This is a genomic window from Candidatus Pelagibacter sp. RS39 (assembly GCF_002101315.1).
GTDB lineage: Bacteria > Pseudomonadota > Alphaproteobacteria > Pelagibacterales > Pelagibacteraceae > Pelagibacter.
Map to the genome: position 1 here is coordinate 1065700 of NZ_CP020777.1, position 26665 is coordinate 1092364.

The 26665-nt window shown below is 29.1% G+C and carries 32 protein-coding genes; 19 read left to right on the top strand and 13 right to left on the bottom strand.

All coding sequences use genetic code 11. The features are described from left to right. Positions 1–27 precede the first annotated feature (27 nt). The gene (locus B5L73_RS05710; RefSeq protein WP_085149120.1) at positions 28–1098 is read left to right on the top strand and encodes a site-specific DNA-methyltransferase; all 1071 of its coding nucleotides are present in this window, start codon (positions 28–30) and stop codon (positions 1096–1098) included. Here the strand turns inward: B5L73_RS05710 and B5L73_RS05715 are convergent. Together B5L73_RS05715 and B5L73_RS05720 are read right to left on the bottom strand one after the other, a co-directional pair. Further along, complete coding sequence (locus B5L73_RS05715) at positions 1095–2240, bottom strand: FAD-dependent monooxygenase (RefSeq protein ID WP_085149123.1); 1146 nt, start codon at positions 2238–2240, stop codon at positions 1095–1097. The genes B5L73_RS05710 and B5L73_RS05715 overlap by 4 nt on opposite strands. Beyond that, the gene (locus B5L73_RS05720) at positions 2240–3220 is read right to left on the bottom strand and encodes an A/G-specific adenine glycosylase (RefSeq protein WP_085149126.1); all 981 of its coding nucleotides are present in this window, start codon (positions 3218–3220) and stop codon (positions 2240–2242) included. Before B5L73_RS05720 ends, B5L73_RS05715 begins: the two co-directional genes overlap by 1 nt. Here B5L73_RS05720 and B5L73_RS05725 point away from each other — a divergent pair, their 5' ends adjacent. The 15 genes from B5L73_RS05725 to rnhA are packed head-to-tail and all read left to right on the top strand — an operon-like array spanning position 3221 to position 15719. Further along, complete coding sequence (locus B5L73_RS05725) at positions 3221–3706, top strand: DUF721 domain-containing protein (protein WP_085149129.1); 486 nt, start codon at positions 3221–3223, stop codon at positions 3704–3706. Beyond that, entirely contained in the window at positions 3703–4278 is a 576-nt protein-coding gene (locus tag B5L73_RS05730; RefSeq protein ID WP_085149134.1) for a thioredoxin domain-containing protein, read from the top strand. Before B5L73_RS05725 ends, B5L73_RS05730 begins: the two co-directional genes overlap by 4 nt. A 7-nt stretch (positions 4279–4285) precedes the next feature. After that, the gene (locus tag B5L73_RS05735) at positions 4286–6682 is read left to right on the top strand and encodes a chromosome segregation SMC family protein (protein WP_085149136.1); all 2397 of its coding nucleotides are present in this window, start codon (positions 4286–4288) and stop codon (positions 6680–6682) included. Between the two features lie 15 nt (positions 6683–6697). After that, complete coding sequence (locus tag B5L73_RS05740; protein ID WP_085149139.1) at positions 6698–6970, top strand: AtpZ/AtpI family protein; 273 nt, start codon at positions 6698–6700, stop codon at positions 6968–6970. 11 nt (positions 6971–6981) lie between these two features. After that, positions 6982–7716 (top strand): F0F1 ATP synthase subunit A, encoded by a 735-nt coding sequence (locus tag B5L73_RS05745; protein WP_085149142.1) that lies wholly within the window; start codon positions 6982–6984, stop codon positions 7714–7716. Between the two features lie 18 nt (positions 7717–7734). Then, on the top strand, positions 7735–7962 hold the full coding sequence (locus B5L73_RS05750; protein WP_006997791.1) for a F0F1 ATP synthase subunit C: 228 nt from the start codon (positions 7735–7737) through the stop codon (positions 7960–7962). A 4-nt stretch (positions 7963–7966) separates the two neighbouring features. Continuing rightward, positions 7967–8557 (top strand): F0F1 ATP synthase subunit B family protein, encoded by a 591-nt coding sequence (locus B5L73_RS05755; RefSeq protein WP_085149147.1) that lies wholly within the window; start codon positions 7967–7969, stop codon positions 8555–8557. Then, positions 8532–9044 carry a F0F1 ATP synthase subunit B family protein gene (locus B5L73_RS05760; protein ID WP_232309653.1) on the top strand — a complete coding sequence of 171 codons (513 nt, stop codon included), beginning with the start codon at positions 8532–8534 and terminating at the stop codon, positions 9042–9044. The genes B5L73_RS05755 and B5L73_RS05760 overlap by 26 nt, the downstream gene beginning before the upstream one ends. A gap of 40 nt (positions 9045–9084) precedes the next feature. Continuing rightward, positions 9085–10545, top strand: a complete 1461-nt coding sequence (crtI, locus tag B5L73_RS05765) for a phytoene desaturase family protein (protein ID WP_085149150.1) — start codon at positions 9085–9087, stop codon at positions 10543–10545. Next, positions 10545–11396 carry a phytoene/squalene synthase family protein gene (locus B5L73_RS05770; protein WP_085149153.1) on the top strand — a complete coding sequence of 284 codons (852 nt, stop codon included), beginning with the start codon at positions 10545–10547 and terminating at the stop codon, positions 11394–11396. The genes crtI and B5L73_RS05770 overlap by 1 nt, the downstream gene beginning before the upstream one ends. After that, entirely contained in the window at positions 11383–12450 is a 1068-nt protein-coding gene (locus tag B5L73_RS05775; RefSeq protein ID WP_085149156.1) for a lycopene cyclase family protein, read from the top strand. Before B5L73_RS05770 ends, B5L73_RS05775 begins: the two co-directional genes overlap by 14 nt. A 22-nt stretch (positions 12451–12472) precedes the next feature. Further along, positions 12473–13396 carry a Brp/Blh family beta-carotene 15,15'-dioxygenase gene (locus B5L73_RS05780; protein ID WP_085149160.1) on the top strand — a complete coding sequence of 308 codons (924 nt, stop codon included), beginning with the start codon at positions 12473–12475 and terminating at the stop codon, positions 13394–13396. Then, positions 13386–14330, top strand: coding sequence for a 4-hydroxy-3-methylbut-2-enyl diphosphate reductase (gene ispH, locus B5L73_RS05785; RefSeq protein ID WP_085149675.1), 945 nt, complete (start codon positions 13386–13388; stop codon positions 14328–14330). Before B5L73_RS05780 ends, ispH begins: the two co-directional genes overlap by 11 nt. A gap of 1 nt (position 14331) precedes the next feature. Then, a complete protein-coding gene (locus B5L73_RS05790; protein ID WP_085149163.1) occupies positions 14332–15297 on the top strand; it encodes a homoserine kinase in 966 nt (321 codons plus the stop codon). Next, a complete protein-coding gene (rnhA, locus tag B5L73_RS05795; RefSeq protein WP_085149166.1) occupies positions 15297–15719 on the top strand; it encodes a ribonuclease HI in 423 nt (140 codons plus the stop codon). The genes B5L73_RS05790 and rnhA overlap by 1 nt, the downstream gene beginning before the upstream one ends. A 25-nt stretch (positions 15720–15744) precedes the next feature. On the opposite strand, the gene B5L73_RS05800 is transcribed toward rnhA, so the two are convergent. The 9 genes from B5L73_RS05800 to B5L73_RS05845 form a co-directional block, all read right to left on the bottom strand. After that, positions 15745–16233 carry a peroxiredoxin family protein gene (locus tag B5L73_RS05800; protein ID WP_085149169.1) on the bottom strand — a complete coding sequence of 163 codons (489 nt, stop codon included), beginning with the start codon at positions 16231–16233 and terminating at the stop codon, positions 15745–15747. Beyond that, a complete protein-coding gene (gene thrC, locus B5L73_RS05805; protein WP_085149172.1) occupies positions 16230–17603 on the bottom strand; it encodes a threonine synthase in 1374 nt (457 codons plus the stop codon). Before thrC ends, B5L73_RS05800 begins: the two co-directional genes overlap by 4 nt. After that, positions 17604–18257, bottom strand: a complete 654-nt coding sequence (locus B5L73_RS05810) for an SURF1 family protein (RefSeq protein WP_085149174.1) — start codon at positions 18255–18257, stop codon at positions 17604–17606. 8 nt (positions 18258–18265) lie between these two features. After that, positions 18266–19054: a cytochrome c oxidase subunit 3 gene (locus tag B5L73_RS05815; protein WP_085149177.1), complete on the bottom strand. Its 789-nt coding sequence runs from the start codon at positions 19052–19054 to the stop codon at positions 18266–18268. Between the two features lie 9 nt (positions 19055–19063). Next, positions 19064–19597, bottom strand: a complete 534-nt coding sequence (locus B5L73_RS05820) for a cytochrome c oxidase assembly protein (RefSeq protein WP_232309654.1) — start codon at positions 19595–19597, stop codon at positions 19064–19066. 118 nt (positions 19598–19715) lie between these two features. Continuing rightward, complete coding sequence (gene cyoE, locus B5L73_RS05830) at positions 19716–20627, bottom strand: heme o synthase (RefSeq protein ID WP_085149182.1); 912 nt, start codon at positions 20625–20627, stop codon at positions 19716–19718. Between the two features lie 20 nt (positions 20628–20647). Next, complete coding sequence (gene ctaD / locus B5L73_RS05835; RefSeq protein ID WP_085149185.1) at positions 20648–22282, bottom strand: cytochrome c oxidase subunit I; 1635 nt, start codon at positions 22280–22282, stop codon at positions 20648–20650. 2 nt (positions 22283–22284) lie between these two features. Next, positions 22285–23097: a cytochrome c oxidase subunit II gene (gene coxB, locus B5L73_RS05840; protein ID WP_085149188.1), complete on the bottom strand. Its 813-nt coding sequence runs from the start codon at positions 23095–23097 to the stop codon at positions 22285–22287. A gap of 60 nt (positions 23098–23157) precedes the next feature. Further along, complete coding sequence (locus tag B5L73_RS05845; protein ID WP_085149191.1) at positions 23158–23859, bottom strand: RsmE family RNA methyltransferase; 702 nt, start codon at positions 23857–23859, stop codon at positions 23158–23160. Positions 23860–23876: 17 nt separating this feature from the next. On the opposite strand from B5L73_RS05845, the gene B5L73_RS05850 reads away from it, so the two are divergent. Beyond that, positions 23877–24539: a haloacid dehalogenase type II gene (locus B5L73_RS05850; protein WP_085149194.1), complete on the top strand. Its 663-nt coding sequence runs from the start codon at positions 23877–23879 to the stop codon at positions 24537–24539. Here the strand turns inward: B5L73_RS05850 and B5L73_RS05855 are convergent, their stop codons facing one another. Together B5L73_RS05855 and B5L73_RS05860 are read right to left on the bottom strand one after the other, a co-directional pair. Then, a complete protein-coding gene (locus B5L73_RS05855) occupies positions 24540–25100 on the bottom strand; it encodes a DUF924 family protein (protein WP_085149197.1) in 561 nt (186 codons plus the stop codon). Then, positions 25097–25453, bottom strand: a complete 357-nt coding sequence (locus tag B5L73_RS05860) for a winged helix-turn-helix transcriptional regulator (RefSeq protein WP_085149200.1) — start codon at positions 25451–25453, stop codon at positions 25097–25099. Before B5L73_RS05860 ends, B5L73_RS05855 begins: the two co-directional genes overlap by 4 nt. 99 nt (positions 25454–25552) lie before the next feature. Between B5L73_RS05860 and B5L73_RS05865 the strand changes: the two genes are divergently transcribed. Beyond that, positions 25553–25792, top strand: a complete 240-nt coding sequence (locus B5L73_RS05865; RefSeq protein WP_085149203.1) for a CDGSH iron-sulfur domain-containing protein — start codon at positions 25553–25555, stop codon at positions 25790–25792. Positions 25793–25831: 39 nt separating this feature from the next. Continuing rightward, complete coding sequence (locus tag B5L73_RS05870) at positions 25832–26665, top strand: pirin family protein (protein WP_085149205.1); 834 nt, start codon at positions 25832–25834, stop codon at positions 26663–26665.

A 26665-nucleotide genomic window follows, 5' to 3' on the forward strand; every position in this document is an offset into this window, starting at 1 on the left:
TTTTGGAGTCTAATTTGTTTTTATAAAATGAATTTGAACTTAAAAAATAAATTAATTAATGGAGATAGTCTTCAGGAACTTAAAAAAATTCCTGATGAAACTTTTGATTTAATCTTTGCCGACCCTCCTTACAACCTGCAACTAAAAAGTGAATTAACAAGACCTGATAGATCTAAAGTAAGTGCGGTGAATGATAAGTGGGATCAATTTGAAAATTTTAAAAAGTATGATGACTTTACATACTCATGGTTAAGCGAATGTAAAAGAATTTTAAAAAAAGATGGGGCTATCTGGGTAATTGGTAGTTATCACAATATCTTTAGAGTTGGGACAGCAATTCAAAATTTGGGTTTTTGGATTTTAAATGACGTCATTTGGAATAAAAAAAACCCCATGCCAAATTTTAGAGGAACACGTTTCACGAATGCTCACGAGACTTTAATTTGGGCATCTAAGTCTGAAAAATCAAAATACACTTTTAATTATCAATCCTTAAAGTGTTTAAATGACGACCTCCAAATGAGATCTAACTGGGAATTGCCGATTTGTAATGGTTCTGAAAGACTAAAAAAGAACGGTAAAAAAGTGCATTCTACCCAAAAACCTGAAGCACTGCTTCACAGAATCTTATTAGCAACGACAAATAAAAATGATTTTGTTTTAGATCCTTTTTTAGGATCAGGAACAACAGCAACAGTTGCAAAAAAATTAGGTAGAAATTATTGCGGGATTGAAAAAGAAAAAACCTATTTTAAAGCTGCTGAGGAAAGATTAAAGAAAGCAAAATCTATAGAAGATGATAACTTAGACACTATTCAGAACGGTAGATCTAAACCAAGAATACCTTTTGGTTCTTTGGTTGAATTAGGAATAATTAAACCAGGAGCTACTATTTTTGATAACAAAAAGAAAATTAGTGCAAAAATTAGAGCTGATGGCAGCATCAAACATGCGCAAACTGAAGGCTCAATCCATAAAGTAGCAGCTACAATCTTAGGTGCTGAAAGCTGTAATGGATGGACCTATTGGCATTATAACTTGAATGGAAACGCAGTTCCTATCGATCATTTAAGACAAAGATTAATTTCTAATAATTAGTTCCTATATATTTTACCAAGATAGCTCTCTAAAAACTTTTTGTTTTTTACCAATCTTTTCAAAAAAATATTTCTCAATAATGTTGTTAAAGGATTAGATAAATGAAAAGCAAATTGATTAAATTTCGAGCGATTATTAATCATTTTTGTTTTATTAACTCTATTTTTAAAAAAATTATCCTCAGTATTGTTTTCTATATTCTCAAATAATTCATATGCACCCTCTATTGATTGTGATGCACCTTGAGCAAATGATGGTGGAAAAGCAAAAAAAGCATCACCTATTAAATGAATATTATTATTATTAACTTCAAAAAAATCTCTACTCACAAATACTGGGTATATCTTTAAATCATTAATATTATCAAAAAATTCATTATCTAAGTGTGGAACTTTATCTAAAATTTTATTAATGAAAATATTGTCATTAAACAACGAGTAATCTTTTTGCTCATCCTCTGAAAGTTTAAATTTCATTAAACCTATAAAGTTTAAATCACCATTAGGAGATACTGGATAAATAACATAGTGAAAATTTGAACCTAAAAACAATGAGATGTTTTTTTTATCAGCCATGTTCAAAGAGCTTGGTATTATACCTCTAATAGCTAACGTATCATTAAATTTTGGTTCAATTTGATTTTTCGATAACAGGCTTTTACTCTTTGAAAAAACTCCATCTGAAATAATTAAATAATCAAATTCATGAATTTCATTATTTTCAAAAGTAATTTTAACGATTTGATCTTGTTGTTCTATCTTTGAAATAGTGTGTTCAAATTTTATTTCTTTTTCTAAATCCTGTTTTAAAAAATTAATAAGTGATGATCTTTTAAGAGTAGTATATTTACATTTTTCAGTATTAAAATTTGATATATTTAACTCACATATCTTATTTGAATTTTTGACTGAGTAGAAATTAATTTTATCTGGATTAAATTTCTCATTATTTTTTAATTTATCAAACTGAATTTTATTTAATAGCTTGATGCTATTAACAGATAATTGAATACCATAACCCTCTTTTAAATTAATTAAGCTATTTCTCTCAAAGATAGTTACTTTATATTTTTTGTTTCTCTTAAATAAATTGGCAATGAATAGCCCTGAAATACCAGCACCAATTACAGCTACTTTTTTCATTAATTTTTTTCTAAATATTTGACCACTTTTTTAGTGAATGTTGGAAGCATATAATTATCTAATCTTCTTTTATCAAACCAATAAGATGAGGGAAATTTTTTCAAATTTTTGAGATATTGAATTTTTATGTTCATATTCATGTTTGACATTTTAAAATTAAAATTTTCATTAAAATTTTTCGGTTTAGACAGTTCTTCCATTGGAAAAATTGCTAAATTTTTTAAAAAGTTAAATTTTGTATTTTTTACTAATAAGTATTTTTGATTTTTTTTATAAACTTTAAGAATAAAATATTTTTCTTTATTTTTTTTTCTAATTTTAGCTAAATCAAAATCTTTCTTTTTGTAAGACTTGCAACTTTTAAGGATGGGACATGCGTTACATTCAGGATTTTTTGGTTTGCATATCATTGCTCCTAATTCCATTAAAGCTTGAGCATAATCACTTGCTCTTGATGAAATTCCAAAAATAGATTTTTTTTTTATTAGATTATTTTTTTGTATTTCGTTATTTTTTTTTAAATGAAGATATCTTTTTAAAACTCTTTCAATATTTCCATCTAAAGGAATGTAAGATTTGTTAAAGGCAATAGCTAAAATTGCATTAGCGGTGTAATTGCCGATGCCAGGTAAAGATATCAAATCCTCGTAATTGTTTGGAATTTTTCCATGATGCTTACTAATTATGATTTTAGCAGTCTTTTTTAAATTTCTTGCTCTTGAATAATATCCAAGACCCTCCCAAAGTTTTATCAATTCATTATCCTCTATTGTTGAAAGTTTTTTAAGATTTGGAATTTTATTTATAAATCTATCAAAATAAGGGATTACAGTCACAACCTGTGTCTGTTGCAACATAAATTCACTTACTAATGTATAATAATGTTTTTTTGATTGTGAAACATTTTTTCGCCATGGTAATGATCTTTTATTTAAATCATACCAATTAAGAATTTTTTTTGTTATTATTTGATCTTTCATATGCAATTTAAAAAATATACTAAGCAGAGAAATAGCATTCAAGGCTTAAGATCCTTTAAAGACACTTTGCCAAAAAATATCAAAAAAGTCATCAATAAGAAAGGCCATGTGTATTCTGAAGCCATCAACAATTGGAAATATATTGTTGGAGAAAATTTATTTAAAGTTTGTTACCCAAAATCATTTAAAACATTAAACAAGTTTGGTGCTAGCACTTTATTAATCAATGTAAAAAGAGGGCATGAAGTTGAACTAGAATATTCAAGAAAAGATATTTTAGAAAAATTGAATAATTTATTTGGTTACCCTGTGGTTGAAAAAATCAAACTAACAAGTTTTGATGATGAAAAAATTGAACCCTCTTCAAATAATGACAATTCTTATGATGTGACAAATCATGATTATCAAAAAAAAATAAATAGTGTTAAAAATGAAAAAATTAAAAAATCTTTAATTCAGTTATCAAAAGTATTTAAAAAAAAATGAAAAAAATATTTCTTATTTTCGTCTTATTTTTTGGATCGATAAATATTCTTAATGCTGAGACTAATAGAATTGTAGCCGGAAATAAAGATGCGAAGATTACAATAATTGCCTATGAGTCATTAACTTGTAGTCACTGTGCAGATTTTCATAGAGAGGTATATCCTCAACTTAAAAAAGATTATATCGATACTGGTTTAGCTAAAATAGAATTTAGACATTTTCCATTAGATATAGCTGCTTTCAATGCATCAAAAGTTGCTCAATGCAAAAGTGATGAAGGTTTAAAAATTTTAAATAGTTTATATTCAAATCAACAAGAATGGGTCAGAGGAAACACTGTGGAGGAGATTAACGATAATCTAAAAAAATTTATCAAAAATCAAGGCTTCGAAGTAAATTTTGAAAAATGTATAAATGATAAGAAAATAGAAGATTATGTATTAAATGATCGAATCGAGGGTACTAAAAAATTTAAGGTTAATGCTACTCCTACGATTATTATAAACGACGAGAAATTTGATAAAACCCTCAATTATAAAAATTTAAAAAAATCTCTAGAAAAACTGATATAAACTCTTTATGGAGTTTAAAAAAATCCAATTGAATGGATTTAAGTCTTTTGCAGATAAAACTAATTTCTTAATTGAAAATGGTTTGACGGGGATTGTTGGTCCTAATGGATGTGGAAAATCAAACATTGTTGAATCTTTAAGGTGGGTCATGGGAGAAACCTCAGCAAAAAGTATGCGAGGATCAGGAATGGAAGATGTAATATTTTCTGGAACATCAAACAAAGCATCAAAGAATATTGCTGAAGTGTCAGTGACTGTAGCCAATGAAAAAAATGAGGGACCTATTCAATATAGAGAATTAGATGAAGTTAACGTTAGAAGAAAAATAGAAAAAGATAAAGGCTCAAAATTTTATATAAATGATAAAGAGGTTAGAGCGCGTGATGCTCAAATGTTTTTTGCAGATCTATCAACTGGAGCACATTCTCCATCGATGATAAGCCAAGGTCGTATAGGTGCGATTGTTACAGCTAAACCAACTGATCGAAGAGCCATCTTAGAAGAAGCTGCTGGAATTTCAGGTTTACATGTAAGAAGACATGAAGCTGAATTAAGACTTAGTGCTGCAGAAAATAATCTTAAAAGAGCAGATGAATTAAGACGCCAACAAGAAAGACAGCTCGTTAATCTTCAAAAACAAGCTGAAGAGGCAGCTAGATATAAAAATATGTCTGAGGATATAAAAAAAATAGAAGCGGGCTTATATTATTTGAAACTATTAGAAATTGATAAAGAAATAAGAGTAGAGAATGAAATTAATGTTGAAGCGGAGACTGAGGTTACAGACTTTAACAAAAAAATCACAGATCTTGAAAATCTCATTAAGTCTGAAACTGAAAAGATCACACCATTAAGAGAAAAGAATATTGAAAATTTATCAAAAATACAGCGACTTAATCTCGAGTTACAAAGTCTTGATGAGGAAAACACAAGGATACAAGATGAAATTGAAAATATAAAAAAAACACTTCAAACATTTGAAGAGGACATTGGTAGAGAAAAGGGAATAGTAATCGATGCAAATTCAAATGAAAAAAGATTAAAAGAAGAAAAAAATGAGCTGATAGAAATTGACTCTAAGTATTATGATACAGAAAAACAATCAGATAATGACTTAAACACTTCTAAAGAAAAATTACAAATTGAAATTGAAAAAGTTAAAGAACTTATAAATTCCCAGAAAAATCAAGAAGCTCTATCGGTTCTTGATAATTGCAAAATTTTAATTGAAGCATACGCTGGGAGTTATAGTAGAAATGAAAATATTAAAAAAGAGTCTGTGAAAAGAAATGAAAGAATTAAAATAATAGATACAGAGATAGAAAGTTGGAAGAACCTGTTATTAAACTCTGAAAAAATGGTTGCTCAGCTTACTGAAAGAAGAAGTAAATTGAATGATCAGCTAAATAAATTAGATAATCAACCAAAGTTACAAGCTGAAAAAAAAGGTCAAATAACTGAAGGTTTAAGAATTTCTGAAAAAGAAAAAGATGAGAATGAGGAAATAATTAATTCAACAGATGAAAAAATAGAAAATTTAAGATCACAATTAAATGAGATCCAAGAACAGTCAATTCAGATTAGAGAGAGAAAAGCAAGTTCGGGTGCAACGATCGAGGGATTAAAAAAAAGAAAAAGTGATTTAGTTGATAGAATAAATTCTGAATTAAATTTATCTGAGGAAAATATTTTAGAAAATTCAAATCTTTTCGGAATCGAAGAATTGCCAGATGCTGTAAATCAAGAGGATTTACTTGACAAAAAAAAACAAGAAAGAGAGAGACTTGGTTCAGTGAACTTAAAAGCAGATGAAGAAACAAATAAGTATGAAACTGAAATCAAAAAAATGGAAAGCGATCGTGTCGATTTAGTAACAGCGATAGTGAAATTAAAAGAGAGTATTAATGAGCTTAATCAAAAAGGTAGAGAAAGATTAATTGAGGCTTTTGATAAAGTTGATAGAAAATTCAATGAGGTTTACACAAAACTATTTAATGGTGGAAATGCTAAACTCGAATTGGTGGATGCTGATGATCCTTTAGAGGCAGGATTAGAAATGTTAGTAAGTCCTCCAGGTAAACGTCTCCAATCAATTACTCTGTTGTCAGGTGGGGAACAGGCGTTAACAGCACTTTCATTAATATTTGCAGTTTTCTTAACCAATCCATCTCCAATTTGTGTACTTGATGAAGTAGATGCTCCTCTTGATGATGCGAATGTCACAAGATTTTGTAGTTTGCTTGAGGAACTTACAAAAATAACTGATACAAAATTTATAATTGTTACACATCATGCTTTAACAATGTCTAAAATGAACAGACTTTATGGAGTTACAATGCCAGAAAAAGGTATTAGCCAACTTGTAGCTGTTGATCTTCAAAAAGCAGAAAGTATGGTTGCTTAATAGAGCTAATTTCTAATGTCTAAAGATCCATTTAAAACTCGCTTAGAAATTGCAAAAAAAAAGGCCTTTGATAAGGAAAATAACAAGAAACCTGAGCCCTCTCCCATTGGAAATGCTTTTAAACTTAGCACTGAGCTTGTTTCTGCTGTAGCTGTAGGGACAATTATTGGGTTTATTTTAGACAAGACCTTTGGTACTAAACCCTGGTTAATTTTAATATTTTTTTTTGTAGGTGTGATTGCTGGAATAATGAATGTAATTAAATCTGCTAAAAAAATGCAAAAATAGATCGAAAAAATATGGCTGCAAATCCAATGACTCAATTCGAAGTCTATAGAATTGGTCCAGAAATTAAAATAGGTGCTTTTGATATTTCATTTACAAATGCTAGTTTGTTTATGGTTATTAGTTCATTAGCTATTTTAATTATATTCAACCTTGGATCAAAAAAAAATTCATTGCTACCAAACAAAGTTCAGTTATTAGCTGAATTAAGTTATACATTTGTCTCAAAAATGATTAGTGATACAGCTGGCTCTAAAGCTAAACCTTATTTTTCTTTTATATTTTCTTTATTTATGTTTGTCCTTTTTTGTAACATGTTTGGTATGATCCCTTATACTTTTACAGTTACAAGTCATATTATTGTAACTTTTGTATTAGCAGCTTTTATTTTTATTGGAGTAACAATAATTGGTTTTATAAAACACGGTCTAGGCTATCTTAAATTATTTGTACCAAGTGGAGTTCCTATAGTACTATTACCATTAATAGTAGTTATTGAGATTATTTCATATTTAAGTAGACCTATTAGTCTTTCCGTCAGGCTATTTGCAAACATGATGGCGGGTCATACGATGATGAAAGTATTCGGAGGCTTTGTAATAAGTCTTGGAGTAGTCGGTGGATGGCTTCCACTGAGTTTTTCGGTTGCTTTAACAGGCTTGGAGATATTAGTTGCTTTTCTTCAAGCATACGTTTTTGCAATTTTAACCTGCATCTATTTAAATGATGCATTAAACTTACACCATTAATTAACAGAGGAGGATATAATGGAATTAGAAGCAGCAAAAATGATCGGAGCAGGTTTGGCGGCAATTGCCCTAGCTGGTGCCGGTGTTGGTATAGGTATTATTTTTGGTAATTACCTTTCGGGTGCGATGAGAAACCCATCTGCAGCTCAAAAACAATTTCCTAATTTGCTTTTAGGGTTTGCCCTTGCAGAAGCAACTGGATTGTTTGGATTGGTAGTAGCGTTAATCATTCTTTTTGCATTTTAAATAAATGATTAAAAAAATATTTTTTCAGCTAGTATTTTTTAATCTCTTTTTTTTAAAAGAGGTTTTTGCAGCTGAAAGCGGAGGTATGCCTCAATTAAATCCAGAATTTTGGATTTCACAAATTTTTTGGCTAACACTTACTTTTGGTATTTTGTATGTTGTATTATCTAAACTAATACTACCAAAGATAAGTGCCAATCTTGAATTAAGAAAATCACAGATACAAGAAAATATTGAGGCAGCAGAAAAGCAGAGAGAAAGTAGCGAGGCTAAGCTTAAAGAGTACGACGATATTATTTCGAAAAGCAAATTAGAGGCAAATAATATTTTTAAAGAAGCTAGGGAAAATGTACTGAAAGAAATAAATGCCAAAAAAGAAACATTGGATAAACAGATTGATGAGGAAGTCAAAAAGGTAGAGCAAGAGATTAATTTACTGAAAAAAGGTGCGTCAGAAAAAATTAATAAAATTGCAATTGAAACTACGTCTGAGTTACTAGTGAAATTAATTGGTACTGAAGTTAATAACAGTAGTATTTCTGCAATCGTTGATGATTTATCAAAAAGAAATGGGAATAAATATTATGGCAATTGATGCAACATTTTGGGTAGCTGTATCTTTTATCATTTTCTTTGGAGGTTTAATTTATCTTAAGGTTCCACAAAAAATAAATGAAATATTAAACAAATTGATCTCTGATATCAAAAATGAGATTGATGAAAGTGAAAAACTTAGAACCGAGGCTAAAACTTTATTAGATAATGCACAAAAAAAACTTGATACTGCACAATCGGTAAGTAAAGAAATATTAACACAAGCTAAAAAAGATAGTGATAATCTTATTATTGAGTTAAATGAAAAATTTCATAAATCTTCAGAAATTAAAAAAAATTCAACAGAAAATAAGATTAATCAAATGAAAGATGCGGCAATAAAAGAAATAAAAGATGCTTCAATTAAAGTTGCGTTAGACTCAGTAAAAAAAATAATTACAACATCAGTTGATAAGTCCAAGCTTGATAACTTGTTTCAAAAAAATTTAGATGAAGCAAAAGAAGAGTTAAAAAAAATCAACTCATAATACTCTTACAATTTTTCAAAAAAGACTATAAATTATAAATATGAATTCCGTTGTCATAGGTTCAGGATTTGGAGGAATAGCTGCAGCTTTACGCCTTAAAGCTAAAGGTCATAAAGTAACTTTAATAGAAAAACATAAGGATCTTGGAGGTAGAGCAAGAGTATTTAAAAAAAATGGCTTCATTTATGATGGTGGCCCCACAGTAATAACTGCTCCGTATTTGATAAATGAATTATTCGAATTATTTCAAAAAGACCCCAAAAATTACATAAAGCTCACTAACCTAAAAGTTTGGTATCAATTTATTTTCGAGGATAAGTCAAAATTTAATTACTCGGGGGATGAGTTGGAGATGAAAAAACAGATAAAAGAGATAAATGAAAAAGATGTTGAGGGTTATGAAAAATTAGTAAATTTTACAAAAAAAATTTTTGACAAAGGTTTTACGGAGCTTGCTGATGTACCCTTTGATAAACCTTTTGTAATGATTCAACAATTGCCAGCATTACTTAAACTAAAAAGTTACAAATCTGTTTATGCTTTAGTCTCATCATATATAGAAGATGAGAAATTGAGAAGAATGTTAAGTATGCATCCATTATTAGTTGGAGGAAATCCTTTTACTACAACCTCAATATATGGATTAATTTTATATTTAGAAAAAAAATGGGGTATTCATTACTCAATGGGTGGAACAGGAAATATTATCAAAGGTTTTGAAAAATTGATGAATGAAGTTGGGGTTGAAATAATTAAAGGTCACGAAGTTACAAAAATCATTTCAAATAAAAATAAAATCACCGGTATACAATTAGATGATCAAACAATAATACAATCCAACAACGTAATTTGTAATGCTGATCCTCCTGCTGTTTACGAGAAAATGTTAAATGGGAATACGAATAATTCATTTCTTTTTAAATGGAAAAAAAGCAGAATGGAGTATTCAATGGGTTTATTTGTTTATTACTTTGGTACAAAAAAAAAATACGAGAATGTTGAGCATCATACTATTAAGTTTGGAAATAAATATAAAGAACATCTAGATGATATTTTCAATAAAAAAAAATTGAATGACGATATTAGTTATTATCTTCATAGACCATCTGCAACTGATGAAACCATGGCACCCGAGGGTAATGATTGCTTTTATGTTTTGGTCCCAGTGCCAAATAATCAATCAAAAATCGACTGGTCTGTTGAGGGAGAAAAAATGAAAAATTTAGTTATAGATAAAATGCAAAAAGATTTAATGCCAAATCTTAAGGATAATATTGTAGAAGATTTTTATTTAACCCCTGATTATTTTGAAAAAGATTTAAATACAAAATATGGTTCAGGCTTTTCGATCCAACCAAAATTTTCACAGTCTGCATATTTTAGATTCCATAATAAATCTGAAATATATAAAGGACTTTATTTTGTTGGTGCAGGAACCCATCCTGGAGCAGGTGTGCCTGGAGTGCTTTCATCAGCTAAGGTGTTAGAAAAAATTTTATAATGTCTGATAAAAATTACTTATCAGTTTATGCTAAATCTTTTAATTGGGCAGGTTTTTTTTTACCCAAAAAAACATATAAAAAATGTTCTGCATTGTATGATTTTTGTAGAGTTGCTGACAATATTGCAGATGATGAAGAAAAATTAGAAGTTAAAGAAATTAAATTCAAACAATTCAAAAAAGATTTTGTTCAGAAAAATTTTGATAATCCAATCATTAAAAATATGTGGGATCTTATTGATGAATTTAAAATTTCAGTAAAAATTATCGAAGATCTATTAGATGGTATAAGTTCAGATATCAAAGATAAGGTAATATTAAATTCAAAAAAAGACCTTTTAGTTTATTCTTACAGAGTTGCTGGAACTGTTGGCTTAATGATGGCAAAAATTTTAAAAGTTAATAAAATAAGCTCACTCAAGTCAGCTATTGATCTCGGTATTGCAATGCAACTTACAAATATATCAAGAGATGTAATTGAAGACTCAAAAATAAACAGATTTTATATAGATAAAAATTTCGAAGAAATTTCATCAACTATAAATCTAGCGGATACTTTTTATGAGAATTCCTTTTATTCTATAAAAGACATTCCAATAAGTTTTAGATTTTCAATTTTAGTCGCTAGAAGGATCTACCGAAAAATAGGCTACAATATTCTCAATAAAAAAACATTTGAAAACTATAAAAATTCTGGAAAAATTTACGTATCCAATATTGAAAAATGTATTGAGACAATTTTTGCGATTTTTGACCTTATAAAGTTATCTTTAACCAGTATTAAGGAAAATCAGATTAAACATGATCATTTTTTAATTAATGAGGAAATAAACTTAGATGAAAGAATTTGACTATGTCATTATCGGTGGAGGTTGTGCTGGTTTATCTTTAGCATATGAATTAGAAATTCATGGAAAGCTTAAAGATAAAACTTTGGCAATCATAGAACCGAGAGAAGAATACAAAAGAGATAAAACTTGGTCTTTTTGGAGAGTAACATCTCACAACTTTGATGATTGTGTAAAAAAAAAGTGGGAAAATTTTTCAATTAATATTCCAAATAAAACTAACTATTTACAATGTAAAAATTCTCCATATCAAAGTATTGATAGTGGCTTATTCTATGAAAAAATTAATAACAAACTAAATGAAAACAAAAATATTTCCTTCTTCAAAGATATTAATCAAATTAATATAAAAGACTCTTTTGTTTTTAATAGTGTGCCATCTATTAAAAAAAATCATCGAAACCTTTGGCAACATTTCTGTGGGGTAGAAATTGAGACTAAAAGTAATTTTTTTGATGATGAAATTTTTAATCTGATGGATTTTGATTGTGACCAGAGAGAAAATGTACATTTTTTTTATACATTACCCTACTCAAAAAGTACTGCTTTAGTTGAAACAACTTGGTTATCTAAAATGAATGACAATTCTCAAAAGGATTATGACAAGCAAATTAAGAATTATATTGAAAATCATTTAAATTTGAAAGATTACAAAATAATTTATAGAGAAGAGGGCGCAATACCATTATTTTATCCAATCGATAAGCATGAAAAAAATAAGATAAATATTGGAACTGCCGGTGGTATGACTAGATTAAGTACGGGTTATACTTTTCTGAATATTCAAGATCACAGTAAATATATTAGAGAAAATATTGAAAATATTTCTAATGTTAAAAAATATAAGATAAGTGCCAAATATCAATTTTTAGATGAAATATTTTTGAGAGTTCTTGAAAAACATCCAGAAAAAATGTCTGATATATTCTTTAAAATGTTTAAGGCTTCACCAAAGACTGTTATAAATTTTTTATCTAATAAAAGCAATTTTTTCGAGGATTTGTCTATTATTTTAAGAATGCCTAAATTGACATTTATCAAAGCATTGTTTTATTAGTAAATAAAAAAATAAATAATAAATGAAAAAAATAAATTTCAATCATTCTTTCATTTTTTTTTTACTTTGTAATATTTTTTCATTGATAACTTTTAAGATTAATACTTTCACCATTTCACCATTTATTTGTTTGTTATTAATTTTAAGTGTCGGTATATCACATGGATCACTTGACAATGTTAAAGGAAGAAAACTTTTTCAAAATTTAGAAATCGATAATATTTCTATTTTTTACTTTGCATATATTTTAATAGCTTTAATAGTTATATTTTTATGGATATTGATACCATATGTCTCTTTGATCATATTTTTAATGGTAGCTTCATATCATTTTGGAAAAGAAGACACTCAATTTTTAACAATTGAAAACTCTTATTACAATCAATTTTTATTTTTCTTAAAAGGTTCTTTAATAGTTTTTGCACCAATGTATTTCCATTTTGATGAGACGATATCAATATTCAGATTGCTTTTAATTGAAAATGAAACTTTCTATAATTTTTTAGATCTAATAGAATCTAACAGAGTATTGCTATATTGTGTTATTCTCTCAACTTTAGCAAACATTCTACTATTTACAAAAAATTTTGAACTAAAGAAATTCACAATATTTTTAGATTATTTTTCGATTCTAATAATAAACTATTATTTTTCACCGTTAGTAGCTTTTACAATTTATTTTTGTTTTTTACATTCCATAAGACACAGCATCTCATTAATGTCCGAATTAGATGAGAATAATCTTGGTAATGGATTTAAAATATTTATAAAAAAAGCTTTACCTCTAACAATTATTACTGCTATTTTTTGTGTAATTGGACTTTATTTGCTAAATAATACTTACAATTTTGATAGTTCAATTCTTAAAATCATATTTATAGGTTTGGCGTCTTTGACCTTTCCACATATATTGCTTGAGTATCTGATTGAAAAAAATGAAAAATAAACCGTTAAAGATATTACTTTCTGCACCCAGGGGCTTTTGCGCAGGTGTTGAAAGAGCTATAGAAATTGTAGAAAAATCAATTAAAAAATATGGTGCTCCAGTTTATGTTCGTCATGAAATTGTTCATAATAAATATGTAGTTGATGATTTAAAAAGCAAAGGTGCAATCTTTGTTGAGGAGCTCGAAGAAATAACAGATAGAAAAAGACCAGTTATTTTTTCAGCACATGGTGTTCCCAAAAAAATACCTGAGGATGCTAAAAACTATAACATGACTTATATAGATGCTACGTGTCCATTAGTATCTAAAGTACATAGAGAAGCTGAAAATTTAAATAAAGCTGGCTATCATTTGATTTTGATAGGACATGAAAATCACCCTGAAGTAATTGGCACTATGGGCCAGTTACCTAAAGGCTCAATTGATCTTGTTCAAAATGAAGATGAGGCAAAAAAATACAAACCTCAAAATAACAAAAAAATTTCATATGTAACTCAAACGACGTTATCGGTAGACGATACAAAAGATATAATTCAGATCTTAAAAGATAGATTTCCTAATATAAAAGAACCAATGAAAGAAGATATTTGTTACGCTACAACAAATAGACAAATGGCTGTCAAAAATATTGCAAAAAAATGTGATTTATTTTTTGTAATTGGCAGTAGAAATTCATCTAATTCAGTTAGATTAGTTGAAGTTGCAAAAAAATCCGGCTGTCCAAATTCACAATTAATTCATTCAAAAAGTGAAATACCATTCGATTTAATTCAAAATTCAAATACAATTGGTATTTCCTCTGGGGCCTCTGCACCTGAAATTTTAGTAAATAATTTTATAAATGAGCTAAAAAATAAATTTACAGTCAGTATAGATGAAGTAGAAATAATTAAGGAAAACGTTGTTTTTAAAGCACCGAAGAAATTAAACTAAAATGGCTGTTTATACGAAAATAAGTAAAAAAGATATTTCTTATATTAATAGAAAATTTGATATAGAAAAAATTTTAGAATTTAAAGGTATAAAGCAAGGAATTGAAAATACAAACTATTTACTAAAATCAAAGAATAAAAAATTTATACTGACAATTTTTGAAAAAAGAGTCGCTAAAAAAGAATTACCTTTTTTTATGAATTTGATGGATAAATTAAACAAATCAAAAATAAATTGCCCAAAACCACAAACAAAAAAAGATGGTGGGTATTTAATTAATTTAAAAAATAAAGCAGCATGCATAGTTTCATTTCTAAAAGGAAAAGATAAAAAATCACTTAATTTTAAGAACTGTTATGACATTGGTAAAATGATTGCTGAAATGCACCAATCCACAAAAAAAATTAATCTTACTAGAAAAAACTCTATGGGTGTCAAAAGTCTAAATCCATTACTTAAAAGTATAAGATTTAAGTCAAAAAAATTTACTAATGTAGAAAAATTTTTAAAAAATAATTTTAAAGATATAAAAACAAAATGGCCTAAAAATTTACCAAGCGGAGTAATTCACGGAGATTTATTTATCGACAATATCTTTTTTAAAAATAACAAATTATCAGGAATAATTGATTTTTATTTCGCAGCTAATGACTATTTTATGTATGAAATTGCGATTTGTATTAACGCACTATGTTTTGATAAAAAAAGGTCTAAGTTCGTAATGAATAAAAATAAAGTCAAAAATTTAGTAAAGGGTTATGAAAAGATTCGAAAAATATCAGTAAAAGAAAAAAAATCGTTAAATATTTTGTGTCGGGGCGCTGCAATTAGATATTTTATGACTAGACTTTATGACTATTCGAACACTCCAAAGACAGCATTAATTAAGATAAAAGATCCAAGAGAATATTATCAAAAGCTTGTAATACATAATAATTTAAGAACGTATAAAGATTACTTGAATTAATGATTAAAATATACACTGATGGTTCATGCATTGGCAATCCCGGTCAAGGTGGCTGGGCAGCAATAATATTAAACGATGGGAAAAAAATTGAAATTAAAGGAAGTAAAAAGGATACTACAAATAATCAGATGGAATTATTAGCGCCTATTAAAGCTCTTAAAGAAATTCCAAAAGGTAGCAAAGTTCAAATTTTTACAGACTCTAAATACGTAAAGTCTGGAATAACAGAATGGATACATAATTGGAAAAAAAATGGATGGAAAACTGCAAGCAAAAAAGAAGTGAGTAACAAAGATCTTTGGACAGAATTAGATTTTCTTAATAATGAATTTGAAATAAGTTGGAATTGGGTAAAAGCCCATTCAACTGATGAATTAAATAATGAAGTAGATTTACTTGCAAGATCAGCCGCTAATAATTAGAGCCCACGCTCAAAAAGCGCATTTATTATAGTAAATTATTTAATAAATTTTCTGCAGAGGTTAAACCACACTCTTTAGTTTCTTTTTCTTCATGAATATTAACAACTGTGAAATTTTCAATTACCATTAAATAACGATTTGATCTAATTCCCATTCCTTTTGCATTTCGATCAACTTCCGCACCAATCGCTTTTGTGAATGACAAATAAGGATCAGATAACATTTTTATTTTATCTCCTGTGTTATTTAACTCCCCCCAACCATTCATTACATAAGGATCATTTACTGATAGACAAAATATATTTTCTATTCCTTTTGCTTTAATTTTATCTGCATTTGCTACAAAACCTGGTAGGTGAAGTTTTGAGCAAGTTGATGTAAAAGCCCCAGGTAAACCAAACAAAACGGTTTTGCCATTTCCAATAATTTCTCTTAATTTATTTTTTTGAGGTTCTCCGTCAACAAGTTGAAAAATCTCTGTGTCTGGTAGTTGGTCTTTTATTTTAATTTTCATATCGAATTCATTACATATTTTTTAACTTTTTCAATATCATTTGACAGAAGTTCAAATTTTTCTTTTCTGTCATTAACATATTTAAGACTTTCAGGTAAATTTTCAGTTTTTGAAATTGCATCCTCTATTGCTTTTGGAAATTTACACGGGTGTGCAGTTGATAATACAACACAATTTTTTTCCAATCCTAATTTCCTTACAGCACCAATACCCACTGCGGTATGTGGATCAACTACCATCTGGTGTTCATCTTTAATGGTTTTTATCATTTTAATAGTTTCATTTTCATCGAGCATTTCAGATACAAAATTTTTTTTAATTTTATCTAGATCACTTTTATCAATTTTATAAGTATTATTTTTTATTTGAGCCATAACATTTTTTGTAACTTCTGAGTTACAACCTTTTACATCGTATAAAAGCCTTTCAAAATTACTTGCTATTTGTATATCCATACTTGGAGTGTTTGTTTCCTCAACTTTCTTTTGACTATAATCACCACCAGATATAGCTCTGTGCAGTATGTCATTTTTATTTGTAGCTACAATTAGTTTATCAATTGGAAGACCTAGTTTTTTTGCCAAGTAGCCAGCGTAAATATCACCAAAGTTTCCTGTTGGAACAGAAAAAGATAGAGGCTGACCATTTCCAACTTTAAAGTAAGCATAAAAATAATATACAGATTGAGCAATTATTCTTGCCCAATTAATTGAATTTACACCTGACATATTAATTGATTTTGAAAATTTTTCGTCACTAAACATTGCTTTTACTAAATTTTGACAATCATCAAAGTTACCCTCTACAGCAATATTAAATACGTTACTCTCTTCATGTATTGTCATTAACCTTCTTTGTACTGGCGAAATTTTATTATTTGGGTGCAATACAAAAACATTTAAATTACTTTTTCCTTTTAAAGCATCTATAGCAGCTGCTCCGGTATCACCAGAAGTAGCTACTATTATGTTAATTTTTTTTTGATCTCTACTTAAATGATATTGATAAAAATTACCTATTAATTGCATAGCAATATCTTTGAAAGCAAGAGTAGGACCATGAAATAGTTCTAAAACTTTTAGATTTCCTAAATGAGAGATTTTTACAACATCATTAGATCTAAAATTAGAGTACGATTTTGAAATCAATGATATTAAGTCATCTTTAGACATAAAATCTCCTATAAAAGGATAAATAATTTCAGCAGCTAAATCATTGTAGCTAAGATTTTTGAAGTTTTCTAATTCCTCTTTTTGAAATTGTTTAATTGATTTAGGAACAAAAAGTCCTCCATCGTCTGCCAAACCTTTGAGGAAAACATCTTTAAAAGTAAAGTTTTTTTGATTATTTCTTGTACTAATGTAATTCATTTAATAATTCTTTTTTCTTAAATACAAATATAGCAAAAGAATTGAAAGCGCTAATGAAAACCAAGTAATAGCGTATTTTTGATGATTATTAGAAATATTTGCAGTAATTTTTTTTGGTTTAGGAAACTGATAATTTCCATCTAAATAAATAATATATTTTGAAAAGTTTTTACCTGTAAATTTAAAGATATCTTCTCTCTTTAAACTAAACCAATAATTTTCATCTAAATCATTATCTGGCTTAAAGATATTCTTTCTACCTTGTAATTTTAATGTTCCAATAATATTTTTTTGATCAAATTCATTTATTTCTTGAGTCCCCTTCTTTTCAAATGGTATCCAGCCTCTATTTATTAAATAATTTTCATCCCCAATGATAATTGGATTTATTACTTCAAATCCAGGGGTACCAGACTCATTTAAATTGTATAAATAAATTTGTTTATCAAAATCTATTAACCCTGAAGTTTTGATTTTAAGAAAATTTTCTTTGTTTGATTGAGCTAATTCAACTGGAGGATTTTTTAATGAATTTTCAATCTCTAAAATCAAATTATTCTTCCAATTTAGACGAATAATTTGCCATGTACCTAGTCCAATAAAAACAAGAATAAAGAAAATTATAAAGACGGAAAATAAAAACTTATGTTTCAAGGATCAAATTAACTTCCCCAAATATATATTGCAGCAAACAAAAATAACCAAACAACGTCAACAAAATGCCAATACCATGCAGCTGCTTCAAAACCAAAATGATGGTCTTTAGTAAAATGACCCAATTTTCCTCTCCATAAACACACTGCTAAAAAAATTGTTCCAACTATAACATGAAAACCGTGAAAACCTGTTGCCATGTAAAAAACAGAACCATAAATATGATCTGAAAAAGCAAATGTAGCATGATGATATTCATATGCTTGAAGTGCTGTAAAAAATGCTCCAAGAATTACTGTTAGCACCAATCCTTGTATAAAACCTTTTCTATCACCTTCTAATAATGAATGATGAGACCAAGTAACTGTTGTACCTGATAACAGTAAAACTAATGTATTAATTAAAGGTATATCCCAAGGATCAAAAGTCACAATATCTTTAGGTGGCCATACATTTCCTACAAAATCATTTGGAAAAAGACTTGCATCAAAGTAAGCCCAAAACCACGCAACGAAAAACATCACCTCAGATGCAATAAATAAAGTCATTCCATAACGATGGTGAATTTGGACTACCGGTGTATGATGACCTTGATGTTCTGCTTCAATCACTACATCTCTGAACCACATATATGCGCCATAAATTAGAAGAGCTAATCCAAGATACATTCCCCATGAAACATCTGAATGCATATAATACACAGCACCTATAGCTAATACTAAGCAAGAAAACGAGACGTAAATAGGCCAAGGACTTGGGTCTACTAAATGATAATCATGTTTTTTTTCAGCTGACATTTTTTTGGATTATGATTGTTTATAATAATCTGTCGAGAAAAAAGTATACGACATAGTTACATCTTCTAGGTTCTTTACGCTTGGATCATTGACCATTTCGGGGTCTAGGTAAAAAGTCATTACGTAAGTTGCTTTTTCTCCTGCTTTTAATTCTTGTTTTTCAAAACAAAAACAGCCTAGTTTACTGTAATATTTGCCAAAACTTGCTGGGGATACATTAAAACTTGCTACTCCAGCAGTTGGTTCTCCACTATAATTTTCAACCTCAAACTCTATTTTATTAACTTGACCTACTTTCACATCTATAACATTAGATTTCGCTTTAAATTCCCAAGGTAAATTATTTACATTGGTATCAAATCTAACACTCACAACTTTATTAAGAACTACTTTAGGAGCGTTATTTGATATTTGAGTAGTGCCTCCAAAACCTGTTACTCTACAAAATAGATCGTATAAAGGTACTGCAGCGTAGGACAAGCCCAGCATGAATACAAATATTCCTATAAGGACTAATGGTGTAAGACTCTTTTTTTTTATCATATTGCTCTATCAAAAACCCCGGTATTATATAATGTAAATAAGAACAAAAAAATCATGAAAGCAATAATTGCTAATGCAGTCTTGATATTTTTTTTCTTTGTTTTTTTATCAGGTATAATCATAAAATCTTATCTATCAAAAAAAGTACAAAAACCAAAAACAAATATAAGATAGAATAGCCAAATATTGATTTAGCTTTTTTTGCACTAAATTTATTTTTTTTAAATCTATAAAGATCAAAACATAAATAATTATAATAAATAGTTAATAATAATGATGGAATTAAAAAAACAAGTCCAACAAAGTTAATTACATATGGAAAAATTATCACTGGAAGCATTAACAATGAGTAAACAAAAATATTTGCTTTTGTAGTTTCTATCCCGTTTGTTAAAGGGAGCATAGGTATATTTGCTTTCTTATAGTCATCTGATTTATATAAACTTAACGCCCAAAAATGTGAGGGTGTCCAAAAGAAAATAATTAAAAAAAATGCAAAAGGTTCAAGAGATAATGATCCTGTAGCAATGGTCCAACCAATTACTGGAGGAAGAGCTCCTGCTGCTCCACCGATCACAATGTTTTGGGAGGTTCTTTTTTTTAACCAAATTGTATAAATTAAAACGTAAAATATAATTGTAAAAAGCAATATGCCTGCGGATATTCTATTTGTAAAATAATCTAGTGCTACTACTGAAATAACCGATAAAGTTATTCCAAATATAAGTGCCTGATTTTTATTCACTTTACCTGTTGGTATTGGTCTTAAGCAAGTTCTACTCATCAAAGCATCAAGATCAGACTCGTACCACATATTCAATGCCCCTGCTGCTCCCGCACCCATTGAAACTAATAATATTCCAATTATTGCATCTTGAGTTGAAACTATAGTTGGGGCAGTCAATAATCCTACCGCACAAGTAAATATCACAAGCGACATTACTCTTGGTTTCATCAATTTAAATAATTCAGAAAAATTCAGTAAGTCTTCCTGAGATAGATTGTCTTTTTTTAATTTTGAACTACTCATCAATTTTAAAGCTTTTATTTTTAGCTATGAGATTTTCCAGTCTCTTGATCATCTACAAACTTTGGTAATTCTTCAAAAGTATGGAAATTTGGTGGAGATGGAACGGTCCACTCTAAAGTTGTTGCTCCCTCACCCCAAGGATTCTGTGCTGCAGCTTTCTTTTTTGCAAAAGCATAAATCAAATTTACAAAAAATACAGCCAACCCAGCAACTGCAATATAAGATCCTATTGAAGAAATATAATTCCAGCCTGCAAATGCATCTGGATAATCAGCATATCTTCTAGGCATCCCAGCTAGTCCTAGAAAATGTTGTGGAAAGAAGATTAAATTTACACCAATAAAAGTTAACCAAAAATGTAATTGACCTAACCACTCTGAGTATTCGTAACCAGACATTTTTGAAAACCAATAATAGAAACCAGCAAATATTGCAAATACAGCACCTAAAGAAAGTACATAATGAAAGTGAGCTACAACATAATAAGTGTCGTGCATTGCAGTATCTACTCCTGCATTTGCTAAAACTACTCCGGTTACCCCACCAACTGTAAACATAAAGATAAAACCTAATGCCCACATCATTGGAGTTTTAAATGAGATTGATCCTCCCCACATAGTTGCTATCCAAGAAAAGATCTTTATTCCCGTAGGAACAGCAATAATCATAGTAGCTGCTAAGAAATAAGCTTTTGTATCTGTGCTTAGCCCAACAGTGTACATATGATGAGCCCAAACTACAAAACCAACTATTCCAATTGCTACCATCGCATAAGCCATACCTAAATAACCAAAAACTGGTTTTCTAGAAAATGTTGAAACAATATGACTTATCATTCCAAATCCCGGTAGAATTAAAATATAAACTTCTGGATGGCCAAAGAACCAAAATAAATGTTGAAATAAAACTGGATCTCCTCCAGTTTGAGCTTCAAAAAAGGCGGTTCCAAAGTTCCTGTCAGTTAATAACATTGTTATTGCTCCTGCTAGAACTGGTAAAGACAATAATAATAAAAAAGCTGTAACTAAAATTGACCAAGCAAACAATGGCATCTTATGTAAAGTCATTCCAGGTGTTCTCATATTTAGTATTGTCGTGATAAAATTCACTGCTCCTAAAATTGATGAAGCTCCGGCCAAGTGTAAACTTAAAATCGCTAAATCCATTGCAGGTCCTGGTTGACCAGCTTTTGATGATAAAGGAGGATATATTGTCCATCCACCTCCAACTCCAGTTTGCCCTGGAGGGCCATCAGCAAAAATTGATAATATCAGTAATGTTAATGAAACAGGTAATAACCAAAAAGAAATATTATTCATTCTCGGGAATGCCATATCAGGCGCACCAATCATAATTGGAACAAACCAATTTCCAAAGCCACCAATCATAGCCGGCATTACCATAAAGAAAATCATTATCAATCCGTGACCTGTCACCAACACATTATACAAATGATAATTTCCACCCAAAATTCCATCTCCTGGATGCATCAATTCCATTCTCATTAAAACTGAAAATGCAGTTCCAATAACTCCTGCAACAATTGCAAAAATTAAATACATTGTTCCTATGTCTTTATGATTTGTAGAATAAGCCCAACGTTTCCAGCCTGTTGGTGTATGATGATCGTCGTGTGATGCTGTTTGTGTATACATTTTTATTTACTCACTAATTTAAGATTATTATTTTCTATTTCTTCTTTTGCAAATTTTTCTTTAGCTTCAGATAACCAATCTTCATACTCCTCCTCAGTAACAACTTTAACAGTAATTGGCATAAATGCATGCTTAATACCACAAAGTTCAGAGCATTGACCATAATAAGTTCCTACTTTTTCAGCTTTAAACCACGTCTCATTAATTCTGCCAGGAACAGCATCTCTTTTAACACCAAACGATGGTAAAGCCCAAGCATGCAATACATCGTTTGCAGTAATTAAAACTTTTACAACTTTATCTACTGGCACAACAACTTCGTTATCTACTGCTAGAAGTCTAGGTTGATCTGGTCTTAGATCTTTATCTTCAACCATGTAAGACTCAAAAATAATATTTTCATCAGGATATTCATATCCCCAATACCACTGATATCCGATTGCTTTAATAGTTAAATCTGCTTTTGGTATTGCATCCTGTTTGTATAAAATTTTAAATGAGGGAACTGCAATTACAATTAAAATTAAGCATGGTATTAGTGTCCATAAAACTTCAACTGCAACGTTGTGAGTTCTTTTAGATGGATTTGGATTTGCTGAAGCTCTAAATCTTACACACGCGTATAACATTAAAAATAAAACGAATACACTAATTGCAATTATTATTGGTAATAATAGGTAATCATGAAAAGCAACTATCTCTCTCATTGACTCTGAAGCAGCTTTTTGAAAACCTAATTGCCAGTCAACAGGCTGGTTTGCAAAAGCTTTTTGCGTTATGAAAAGCGATGAAAATATAAATAAAATTTTTTTCATTTTTATTAGCTATATAAAGCCCTTTTACAAAAATTACACTTTAGTTTTCGCGACAATTTATCAATTAATCACATAATTTACGATCGAAATTGCAGATATGACTGCGGTTTCTGACCTTAAAATATTCTCATTAATTTTAATCGGTTGAACGCCCTTAAAAGAGAGAATCTTCTCTCTTTCGGTCTCTGAAAAATCACCCTCTGGACCTATGATTATACAAACAGGTTTATCTGTAAATTTTGATTTATCAACCTTATTAATATTTGAATTTAAATCTGTAAAAATTAGATCCATGTAATTTTTTTTTAAAAAACTATTTAAATCTTGAGCATCTTCAATATTTGGTACATTAATACGATTTGATTGTTCACTAGCTTCAATTACAATTTTTTCTAAGCGATCTTTGTTAATTTTTCTTACCACTGTTCTATCAAATATAATTGGTAAAAATTTTGTAACTCCAAGCTCTGTTGCTTTTTGCAGCATAAAATTCTGATAGTTTGATTTGATAGGAGAAAACGCTAACCATAATTCTTTTGTTATCTCTTTTTGTCTTAGTTGTTTTATTATTTTAAATTCAACAATATTTTTGGATATTCCTAAAATTTTTGCCTCCCACTCTCCCTCTTTATTGAATAATGAGAAAACCTGATTTTCTTTTACTCTCATTACTTTGCTTAAATAATGTGATTGATCCTTATCAAGTTTATCAATCATGTTTGCTGATAAAGTGTCTGAAAAAAATAATCTAATATTACTCATTTGTGTTAAGTTAATTTATGCAAAATATTAAAGCAATAATTTTTGATGCTTATGGCACACTGTTTGATGTCAATTCAGCTGCTGAAAAATGTAAAGATAAAATTGGAGATAAATGGGAGGGTTTTGCAAACTTTTGGAGAACTACTCAACTAGAATACACTTGGCTTAGAAGTTTAATGAAAAGACATAAAGACTTTTGGCAAATTACTGAAGACAGCTTAGATAAATCAATGAAGACCTTTAATATAGATGCTTCAATGAAAAATGAATTACTGAATTTGTATAAAGTTCTTTCACCTTTTAAGGAGGTTCCAGAAACTCTTAAAAAATTAAAAGAAAAGAATTTTAAATTAGCTATACTTTCAAATGGAACTCCATCTCTTTTAAAAGAGTTAGTTGAAAGTAATAATTTAGATAAATTGTTCGATGATATATTTTCAATAGAAGAAGTTGGAATTTATAAACCAGACTCGAAAGTTTATGACTTGCCTATAAAAAAATACAAAATTAAAAGTAATGAAGTTGCTTTCTTAAGTGCAAACACATGGGATGTTTCAGGAGGAGGAAATTATGGTTATCATTCTATTTGGGTAAACCGTAATAATAATATTTTTGATAAACTTGATTATGAACCTCAAAATCAAATCAAAAATTTAAGTGAACTTCTTAACTTAATCTAATCACCAAGAAGAATTGGGTCCTTTTAGAAATTCGATTTCTGCTTTTGTGGACTCTCTTCCTAAAATTTTATTTCTATGAGGATATCTATTAAATTTTTTGATTGCATTAGTATGGTCTTTCCAAAACTTTTTAATATCAGCTAGACCAGGATGTTCTTTTAAATAAAGTTCTAAAAAATGATACGCCATTTCATGGTCAAACATTTCCTCACTATGTATTAATGGAAGCAACATAAAAAACCTTTGGCTCTGATCCATTCCATCTAAATAATTCGATTTAATAGCATAGTGAACAATTAATCGAGTTTTTGAATCTTGCTCAAAAGCTCTTTTGTGATCTCTAAACATGTTTCTCGAAAATTGATCAAATAAGATAACTAATGCAAGACTTCCCATCGCTGTGTCTTGCCAGTCATCATACTCGTTTAGACTTGCTTTTTCATAATCATTTAAAAATTTTTCTCTAATTAATTGATCAAATTTCTCATCTTTCTTAAAACGTTTTTCTGATGGCGTCTCTATGAACCAAAAATCGAGAATTGCTTGAGCTCGTGGACTCATATTCTATTCTCGTCAAAATTTTTATTCAAATTGAGATTTATATTTCTTGAATTTTTATTATTCCAATTTGAAAGTGATTTTAAAATTGGAATTAATGATAAACCAAATGTTGTCAAAGAATATTCAACCTTTGGAGGCATTACACTTTTTACTTCGCGATTTACCAAGCCATCTTGTTCTAATTCCTTTAGTTGTTTTGAAAGCATTTGTTGAGTTACTTTGGAAAGAGTTCTTTTTAATTCTCCAAACCTAACTTTTTTTTTATTAAAAAGATTAAAAAGTATTCTTATCTTCCATTTGCCACCAAAAAAATAGGTGGCTCTTTCAGCGGGACAATCAGCAATTTTACTCATAGTATGATTTTATATACCAGTATGTTTTTAAAGTGTAATTGACTATTTTTACCAAACCTTTAAATAAGAATCAAACAAATTAATTAGAAAGTGGGGAACATGACTAAAGGTCAGAGAGCGGGCGATGGAGCAATTGCAGTAGATGTCGAAGAAGGAAAATCTTATTATTGGTGCAGTTGTGGCAAAAGTTCAAAACAACCTTTTTGTGACGGCTCACATAAAGGAACTGAATTTAATCCATTTGTATATAAAGCTGAGTCGACAAAAAAAATGTTTTTTTGCGCTTGCAAACAAACTAATAATCAACCCTTTTGTGACGGTTCGCATAACAAAAAGTAACATTGAAAATTTAAATTTAACAATTACTCTAGAAACCATATGACAATTGAAGTAGATAAAATCATCGACCCCATTCCAGCATCAGATGGAGCTGGAGTTAAATTAAAAAGAAGTATTGGTGTTGAACCAAATTATTTTGATCCATTTTTAATGTTAGACGAATTTGGTTCAGAAAATAGTGAAGATTATATCGCTGGATTTCCTCCACACCCACATAGAGGAATTGAAACAGTTACTTATATGCTTGCTGGTGACTTTGAGCATGAAGATAGCACTGGTGGAAAAGGTAGAATGACTGCTGGTGATGTTCAATGGATGAAAACAGGAAGTGGAATTATTCATTCTGAAATGCCTGCTATGAAAGAGGGTAAACTTCATGGATTTCAATTATGGATAAATATGCCAGCAAAATTAAAAATGAGTAAACCAGAATACATTTATATTGATGCAGATAAAATGAACGTTCACGAAGATGATGATAAGAGAGTAAAAGTTATTGCAGGTAAATTTGAAAAAGCTGAAGGTCCAGTTAAAAAGCATAATGTTGAACCTGTTTATTTCGATGTTGAATTAGATAAAAACAAAGATTTTAAATTTAGCCTTCCCGCTACGCACAATACATTTATCTATCTTATAAAAGGTGAAATCAAAATTGGTGAAAAAAAACATGAAAAAGTTAAGGATAGTACTTTGATCTTACTATCTAAAGGAAAGGATTTAAAAGTTAGAGCACAAACTGATGCAAAATTCTTAGTTATTTCAGGTAAACCTATCAATGAAGAAATAGCTAGAGGTGGACCATTTGTAATGAACACTAAAGCAGAGATCTTGCAAGCTGTTCAAGATTATCATAATGGTACATTTGTAAAATAA

What these genes read in the sequence shown, in the direction of transcription:
- B5L73_RS05710 (WP_085149120.1), top strand. Translation starts at nt 28, where the DNA reads ATGAATTTGAACTTAAAAAATAAATTAATTAATGGAGATAGTCTTCAG.
- B5L73_RS05715 (WP_085149123.1), bottom strand. Translation starts at nt 2,240, where the DNA reads ATGAAAAAAGTAGCTGTAATTGGTGCTGGTATTTCAGGGCTATTCATT.
- B5L73_RS05720 (WP_085149126.1), bottom strand. Translation starts at nt 3,220, where the DNA reads ATGAAAGATCAAATAATAACAAAAAAAATTCTTAATTGGTATGATTTA.
- B5L73_RS05725 (WP_085149129.1), top strand. Translation starts at nt 3,221, where the DNA reads ATGCAATTTAAAAAATATACTAAGCAGAGAAATAGCATTCAAGGCTTA.
- B5L73_RS05730 (WP_085149134.1), top strand. Translation starts at nt 3,703, where the DNA reads ATGAAAAAAATATTTCTTATTTTCGTCTTATTTTTTGGATCGATAAAT.
- B5L73_RS05735 (WP_085149136.1), top strand. Translation starts at nt 4,286, where the DNA reads ATGGAGTTTAAAAAAATCCAATTGAATGGATTTAAGTCTTTTGCAGAT.
- B5L73_RS05740 (WP_085149139.1), top strand. Translation starts at nt 6,698, where the DNA reads ATGTCTAAAGATCCATTTAAAACTCGCTTAGAAATTGCAAAAAAAAAG.
- B5L73_RS05745 (WP_085149142.1), top strand. Translation starts at nt 6,982, where the DNA reads ATGGCTGCAAATCCAATGACTCAATTCGAAGTCTATAGAATTGGTCCA.
- B5L73_RS05750 (WP_006997791.1), top strand. Translation starts at nt 7,735, where the DNA reads ATGGAATTAGAAGCAGCAAAAATGATCGGAGCAGGTTTGGCGGCAATT.
- B5L73_RS05755 (WP_085149147.1), top strand. Translation starts at nt 7,967, where the DNA reads ATGATTAAAAAAATATTTTTTCAGCTAGTATTTTTTAATCTCTTTTTT.
- B5L73_RS05760 (WP_232309653.1), top strand. Translation starts at nt 8,532, where the DNA reads ATGGGAATAAATATTATGGCAATTGATGCAACATTTTGGGTAGCTGTA.
- crtI (WP_085149150.1), top strand. Translation starts at nt 9,085, where the DNA reads ATGAATTCCGTTGTCATAGGTTCAGGATTTGGAGGAATAGCTGCAGCT.
- B5L73_RS05770 (WP_085149153.1), top strand. Translation starts at nt 10,545, where the DNA reads ATGTCTGATAAAAATTACTTATCAGTTTATGCTAAATCTTTTAATTGG.
- B5L73_RS05775 (WP_085149156.1), top strand. Translation starts at nt 11,383, where the DNA reads ATGAAAGAATTTGACTATGTCATTATCGGTGGAGGTTGTGCTGGTTTA.
- B5L73_RS05780 (WP_085149160.1), top strand. Translation starts at nt 12,473, where the DNA reads ATGAAAAAAATAAATTTCAATCATTCTTTCATTTTTTTTTTACTTTGT.
- ispH (WP_085149675.1), top strand. Translation starts at nt 13,386, where the DNA reads ATGAAAAATAAACCGTTAAAGATATTACTTTCTGCACCCAGGGGCTTT.
- B5L73_RS05790 (WP_085149163.1), top strand. Translation starts at nt 14,332, where the DNA reads ATGGCTGTTTATACGAAAATAAGTAAAAAAGATATTTCTTATATTAAT.
- rnhA (WP_085149166.1), top strand. Translation starts at nt 15,297, where the DNA reads ATGATTAAAATATACACTGATGGTTCATGCATTGGCAATCCCGGTCAA.
- B5L73_RS05800 (WP_085149169.1), bottom strand. Translation starts at nt 16,233, where the DNA reads ATGAAAATTAAAATAAAAGACCAACTACCAGACACAGAGATTTTTCAA.
- thrC (WP_085149172.1), bottom strand. Translation starts at nt 17,603, where the DNA reads ATGAATTACATTAGTACAAGAAATAATCAAAAAAACTTTACTTTTAAA.
- B5L73_RS05815 (WP_085149177.1), bottom strand. Translation starts at nt 19,054, where the DNA reads ATGTCAGCTGAAAAAAAACATGATTATCATTTAGTAGACCCAAGTCCT.
- B5L73_RS05820 (WP_232309654.1), bottom strand. Translation starts at nt 19,597, where the DNA reads ATGATAAAAAAAAAGAGTCTTACACCATTAGTCCTTATAGGAATATTT.
- cyoE (WP_085149182.1), bottom strand. Translation starts at nt 20,627, where the DNA reads ATGAGTAGTTCAAAATTAAAAAAAGACAATCTATCTCAGGAAGACTTA.
- ctaD (WP_085149185.1), bottom strand. Translation starts at nt 22,282, where the DNA reads ATGTATACACAAACAGCATCACACGACGATCATCATACACCAACAGGC.
- coxB (WP_085149188.1), bottom strand. Translation starts at nt 23,097, where the DNA reads ATGAAAAAAATTTTATTTATATTTTCATCGCTTTTCATAACGCAAAAA.
- B5L73_RS05845 (WP_085149191.1), bottom strand. Translation starts at nt 23,859, where the DNA reads ATGAGTAATATTAGATTATTTTTTTCAGACACTTTATCAGCAAACATG.
- B5L73_RS05850 (WP_085149194.1), top strand. Translation starts at nt 23,877, where the DNA reads ATGCAAAATATTAAAGCAATAATTTTTGATGCTTATGGCACACTGTTT.
- B5L73_RS05855 (WP_085149197.1), bottom strand. Translation starts at nt 25,100, where the DNA reads ATGAGTCCACGAGCTCAAGCAATTCTCGATTTTTGGTTCATAGAGACG.
- B5L73_RS05860 (WP_085149200.1), bottom strand. Translation starts at nt 25,453, where the DNA reads ATGAGTAAAATTGCTGATTGTCCCGCTGAAAGAGCCACCTATTTTTTT.
- B5L73_RS05865 (WP_085149203.1), top strand. Translation starts at nt 25,553, where the DNA reads ATGACTAAAGGTCAGAGAGCGGGCGATGGAGCAATTGCAGTAGATGTC.
- B5L73_RS05870 (WP_085149205.1), top strand. Translation starts at nt 25,832, where the DNA reads ATGACAATTGAAGTAGATAAAATCATCGACCCCATTCCAGCATCAGAT.